Source organism: Mesorhizobium sp. M7A.F.Ca.US.005.03.2.1 (genome assembly GCF_003997795.1).
GTDB lineage: Bacteria > Pseudomonadota > Alphaproteobacteria > Rhizobiales > Rhizobiaceae > Mesorhizobium > Mesorhizobium ciceri.
Genome location: NZ_RZRP01000483.1, coordinates 1 through 4,821, shown reverse-complemented (window position 1 = coordinate 4,821; position 4,821 = coordinate 1). Strand labels below are relative to the sequence as shown.

Genomic DNA, 4,821 nt, shown 5'->3' with positions numbered 1-4,821 from the left:
GCCTTGGGCCGGCCCATTTTGCTTTACAGCCGGCGGCGGCGTGCCTATGTATCGCGCCGACCGATTTCAGCAAACAGGACAGAACAGCCAGCCATGCGCGCGGAAACGCAGAATATTGTCGACGAGATCAGGCAGGCGATAACCCTGCTGAGGAGGCATCTTTGACTGGGATCAAGCCATAAAGCGGCTTGAATACCTCAATGTGCGCGCCGAGGACGCCAGCCTCTGGAACGAGCCGCTGGAAGCGCAGAAGCTGATGCGCGAACGCCAGAGCCTCGAAGAAGGCATCGCCTCGGTGAAAGGTCTGACGCAGGCGCTGGAAGACAATATCGGCCTGATCGAACTCGGCGAGGAAGAGCGCGATGAGGGCGTGATCGCCGAGGCGGAAGCCGCGATCCGCTCGATGCAAGGCGAAGCGAAGGCCCGCCAGGTCGAGACGCTGCTGTCGGGTGAAGCAGACTCCAACGACACCTATCTCGAAATCCATGCCGGTGCCGGCGGCACCGAAAGCCAGGACTGGGCCTCGATGCTGCTGCGCATGTACACGCGCTGGGCCGAGCGGCGCCGTTTCAAAGTCGAAGTGCTGGAAATGCATGACGGCGAAGAGGCCGGCATCAAGTCCGCCACGTTGATGATCAAAGGCCACAACGCCTATGGCTGGATGAAGACGGAATCGGGCGTTCATCGCCTGGTGCGTATTTCGCCCTATGACAGCAATGCGCGCCGGCATACGTCCTTCGCCAGCGTCTGGGTCTATCCGGTCATCGACGACACGATCGAGATCGACGTCTCCGAATCCGACGTCCGCATCGATACTTATCGCTCGTCCGGCTCGGGCGGCCAGCACGTCAACACCACCGATTCGGCGGTGCGCATCACGCATCTGGCCACTGGCATCGCGGTCGCCTGCCAGGCCGAACGTTCGCAGCACAAGAACAAGGCCAAGGCCTGGGAGATGCTGCGCTCGCGCCTTTACGAGGAAGAGCTGAAGAAGCGCGAGGCGGTTGCAAACGCCACCGAAGCATCGAAGAGCGATATCGGCTGGGGCCACCAGATCCGCTCCTATGTGCTGCAGCCCTATCAGTTGGTGAAGGATCTCCGCACCGGCGTCGAGAGCACCAGCCCGTCGAGCGTGCTCGATGGCGACCTCGACGATTTCATGGAAGCCTCGTTGTCGCAGCGCATCGAAGGCGGTGCCGGCGAAGCCGTGGCGGACCTGGACTAGGATATGCCCATATTCAGGTGAGGCTGGCCTGGCCTCATCTGAACATACCCCTGCGCACCACAGCAATGGAGGAGAGAGTGCCGAGCAAGCTCACCGGAAAATGCTTTTGCGGCGCGGTTCACTACGAGGTGGCCGACGAATTCCTCTATGCCGCGAATTGCCATTGTTCGGACTGCCGGCGCACCACCGGTTCGGCATTCAAGCCTTTCGCCGGTATCGAGCGTGAAAAGTTTGTCCTCACCGAAGGCGAGGACAAACTCCTGATCTTCGGCGACCAAAGCGGCCACAACGCGCATTGCTGCCGGTGCGGCTCCTTGCTTTATTCGCTCGTGCGCGACGGCGCCTACGTCCATGTCGCCATGGGAACGCTCGTCGACGATCCATCCATTCGTCCAACCGGGCACATCTTCGTCGGTTCGAAGGCGGGCTGGTTCACCATCACCGATGACCTGCCGCAGTATCAAGAGCACGTGATTGCCGGCTCCGACCAGCAATAGGCTGGAACCACAGCGGGCCAATCCCGTTTATTCGACGCCCGTTTGCCGGGAATTGACCTTGGCCTCATCTCGTCGGCGGTAGCGGATGCCTGACGTCTGTAGAACGATGTCGGGAATGCATGTTCTTGCGCCGACCAAGGAATCAGCCCAGCATCCAAGGGCTGGGAGAGAAAAAGCATTTATGGCCGGACGCGGCATATCTGCGACCCGACGATCCGGCCACTGGGAAGATACGTTCCGGGAACGGGCAAGCGAAACGCTTGATGCTCGTTTGAAAGGAACGTTTCCATGTCTGCTGCCACACTCAGATCGGCCAATGCCGTTCAACCGGCTGGCCGACTTTTGTTTTCCCTGTTCGCGATCGGCGCGATGGCAATGCTGACGGCACCTGCCTTCGCGCATGACGCCACGCCCACGGCGGCAAAGCCACAAGGCTGGAGTTATCCGTTCGCATGCTGCGCCAACTATGATTGTCGCACGACCCATACGGGCGAAGTGCTGGAGAAACCCGAGGGCTATGTCATCGCCGGAACGGGTGAGGTCGTTCCAATGACCGACAAGCGTGTCAAGGACAGCCCGGACGGCGAGTTCCATTGGTGCGCGCACCAGGGGGGGCTCGACGCCGGCAGGACAATCTGCCTGTTCGTGCCGCCGCGCTCTTATTGACGATAGGAACGCATTCCGAAGTCCGCCTGGTCGCGTGTGACGGGACGGGCTTGCTGAGACCAGCCTGTCGCGGTAGCGCCGGGTGATGCTTGCTGACAGACAGTTGTCAGGAGCACCTCTTTATGCTGCCTTTGCCGCACAGGGTGGCGCGACAGGAGGAGTTCGTTGATGACCATCAAGGCAAGCTGTCATTGCAAGGCGACGACGTTCGAGGTTTCGCAAGCACCGCAGACGGTGACGCAATGCACCTGTTCTTTCTGCTCGAAACGCGGCTCGCTCTGGGCCTATTACGTGCCTTCGCAATTCAAGCTCACCAGCCCGATGGAGAACGTCTCTTTCTATCGTTGGGGGTCGAAGACCGTAAAGCACGGTTTTTGCGCCACCTGCGGCTGCGGCACCTTTACCGAAACGCCGGACTGGTCGACAGGCGAGCCGGATTTCGACAATCCCAAGATCAGCGTCAACTCGCGGCTGTTCGATGATTTCGATCTCGACAAGGTCGAAGTGGTTGTCATAGACGGCAAGAACCTCTGGTAGTTTATCCAAACCATTCCGGCACGGCGATGCGGCGCCACCACCGGGTATTGGTCTCTCGGGAAAAGCCGTGAACGGCGCTTTTGCCGTTCCGCTTTTCGCCGCAATTCATGGTACAAGTCGCGGGAAAGGCTGATTTGGCGCCACCGCAAGGCGTGACTTGGAGAGGGACCATCCTATGAAAAAGACTGTGCTCGTCGTCGTGGCGACGGCTGTGCTCGTGAGCGCCTGCACCACCACCGATCCGTATACAGGCGACCAGAAGATTTCCAACACGGCGGCCGGCGCCGGCCTTGGCGCCCTGGCGGGTGCCAGCCTTGGCCTGCTTGCCGGTGGCAACGACCGCCGCAACGCACTGATCGGCGCCGGCATCGGCGCGCTGGCCGGCGGCGCCATCGGCGCCACGATGGACCAGAACGAGGCCGAACTGCGCCGGCAGCTCGAAGGCACCGGTGTCAGCGTCACCCGCAGCGGCGACCAGATCATCCTCAACATGCCGTCCGACATCACCTTCAACTCGGATCAGGATGCGGTGAAGCCCGGCTTCTACCAGGTCCTGAACTCCGTCGCGCTGGTGCTGAAGAAGTTCAAGCAGACCACGGTCGACGTGTTCGGCCACACCGATTCGACCGGTGGCGACCAGCACAATTTCGATTTGTCGCAGCGTCGTGCTTTGGCGGTGGCGAACTATCTGTCCGGTCAGGGCGTGGATCAGCGGCGCTTCGCCGTCACAGGCTTCGGCAAGACACGCCCGGTCGCATCCAATGCCACAGCCGAAGGTCGGGCCCAGAACCGCCGCGTCGAGATCCAGCTGTCGCCGCTCACCTGATCCGTCCGGCAAGCGGATGCGAAACGGCCCTCATGCGGGGCCGTTTTTGTTTGAGCTGACATCGGCGCTCTGGATGGGTACGGTATAGATTTAGTTATTGCTAAAATATAGCTTTCCGGCGGCCATGGAAAGGAATAGCATCATGGCAGTCCAGCGGGGATGAGGCGGTGTAACCGGCCGCGCAATCAGCATTTTTCCGCCTCGGTCTTGCACGGCCAGATCAGAAATCTGGGAGGAATGCATGACAAGAACAGCCAGCCTTGGGCGCTGTGGCGTCCTCGTTTTAACAGGTTTGGTAGGCGCGTGGCTGAACGTTGCTTCGGCTCGGGCCGAGGACGCCAACAAGGCCGACATCGAAGCCTTGAAAAAGTCGCTCGCCAAATATGAGGATTACACCGCTGCCGTCCGCGACCTCTATCTGTCGACGGTCGGCTGCGTCTACTACAGCGGAGAAAAGATAGCGGGCGCGATGGATTACCCGAAGGGCGCCATGGGTATTCACTTCGTCAATGTCCCGAGTGTCGGCCAGAAGCTCGACCCGATGCACCCCAACGTGCTGATCTATGAACCGACCAAGAAGGGTTTGCGGCTGGTGGGCGCGGAATGGCTGGTGCCTCTGACGCCGGACATAAAGGAGCCTCCGAAGCTGTTTGGCCAAACCTTCATGGGGCCGATGGAGGGGCACTACCCTCTCATCCCGAAGGAGTTCGTCCATTACGACCTTCATGCCTGGCTCGGAGACAATCCGAACGGCATGTTCAGTCCGACGAACCCGAACGTGAAATGCTCGAAGGCCGAGTTTCCGATGCTGGAAAAACCGACCAAGATGATGCCTGGGCCGATGTAACGGGCGAACCAGGCTGGAGCTCTATCGAGAAGGCAAGCCGGATGGCTGGCTTGCCTTCGAAGCGGTCGGGATCAGACCTTGGCGACGATCCGCATGAAGGCCGGCATGTCATCGCCGAAGCCAACGGTGGAATCGTTGTCTTCCTGGTGACGTTGGCGGGCAGGGCGGCTGTTGTCTCGCTGCGGCCGGGTATCGCCGCGTTCCGGTGCGCGCTGTTCGTTGC

6 protein-coding genes are annotated in these 4,821 nt (G+C 60.6%); all 6 read left to right on the top strand.

What is annotated here, in order from left to right; all coding sequences use genetic code 11:
* Positions 1 to 93: 93 nt before the first annotated feature.
* The 6 genes from prfB to EN991_RS23580 all read left to right on the top strand — a co-directional run bounded on the left by prfB (position 94) and on the right by EN991_RS23580 (position 4,598).
* Positions 94 to 1,225 (top strand): peptide chain release factor 2 gene (prfB, locus tag EN991_RS23605; protein ID WP_013531367.1). Its coding sequence is split into 2 segments (ribosomal slippage): positions 94 to 159 and positions 161 to 1,225, totalling 1,131 coding nucleotides; the frame shifts between segments, so codons are not numbered across the junction.
* Positions 1,226 to 1,302: 77 nt separating this feature from the next.
* Positions 1,303 to 1,722, top strand: a complete 420-nt coding sequence (locus EN991_RS23600; protein WP_127369660.1) for a GFA family protein — start codon at positions 1,303 to 1,305, stop codon at positions 1,720 to 1,722.
* Between the two features lie 288 nt (positions 1,723 to 2,010).
* Positions 2,011 to 2,388, top strand: coding sequence for a hypothetical protein (locus EN991_RS23595; protein WP_013531369.1), 378 nt, complete (start codon positions 2,011 to 2,013; stop codon positions 2,386 to 2,388).
* Positions 2,389 to 2,556: 168 nt separating this feature from the next.
* A complete protein-coding gene (locus EN991_RS23590; protein ID WP_024503891.1) occupies positions 2,557 to 2,925 on the top strand; it encodes a GFA family protein in 369 nt (122 codons plus the stop codon).
* A gap of 175 nt (positions 2,926 to 3,100) precedes the next feature.
* Positions 3,101 to 3,751 carry an OmpA family protein gene (locus EN991_RS23585; protein ID WP_013531371.1) on the top strand — a complete coding sequence of 217 codons (651 nt, stop codon included), beginning with the start codon at positions 3,101 to 3,103 and terminating at the stop codon, positions 3,749 to 3,751.
* 241 nt (positions 3,752 to 3,992) lie between these two features.
* Positions 3,993 to 4,598 carry a hypothetical protein gene (locus EN991_RS23580; RefSeq protein WP_013531372.1) on the top strand — a complete coding sequence of 202 codons (606 nt, stop codon included), beginning with the start codon at positions 3,993 to 3,995 and terminating at the stop codon, positions 4,596 to 4,598.
* The last annotated feature ends 223 nt before the right edge of the window (positions 4,599 to 4,821 follow it).

Coding starts and splice junctions, on each gene's coding strand:
- EN991_RS23595 (WP_013531369.1), top strand. CDS start 2,011: ATGTCTGCTGCCACACTCAGATCGGCCAATGCCGTTCAACCGGCTGGC.
- EN991_RS23590 (WP_024503891.1), top strand. CDS start 2,557: ATGACCATCAAGGCAAGCTGTCATTGCAAGGCGACGACGTTCGAGGTT.
- EN991_RS23585 (WP_013531371.1), top strand. CDS start 3,101: ATGAAAAAGACTGTGCTCGTCGTCGTGGCGACGGCTGTGCTCGTGAGC.
- EN991_RS23580 (WP_013531372.1), top strand. CDS start 3,993: ATGACAAGAACAGCCAGCCTTGGGCGCTGTGGCGTCCTCGTTTTAACA.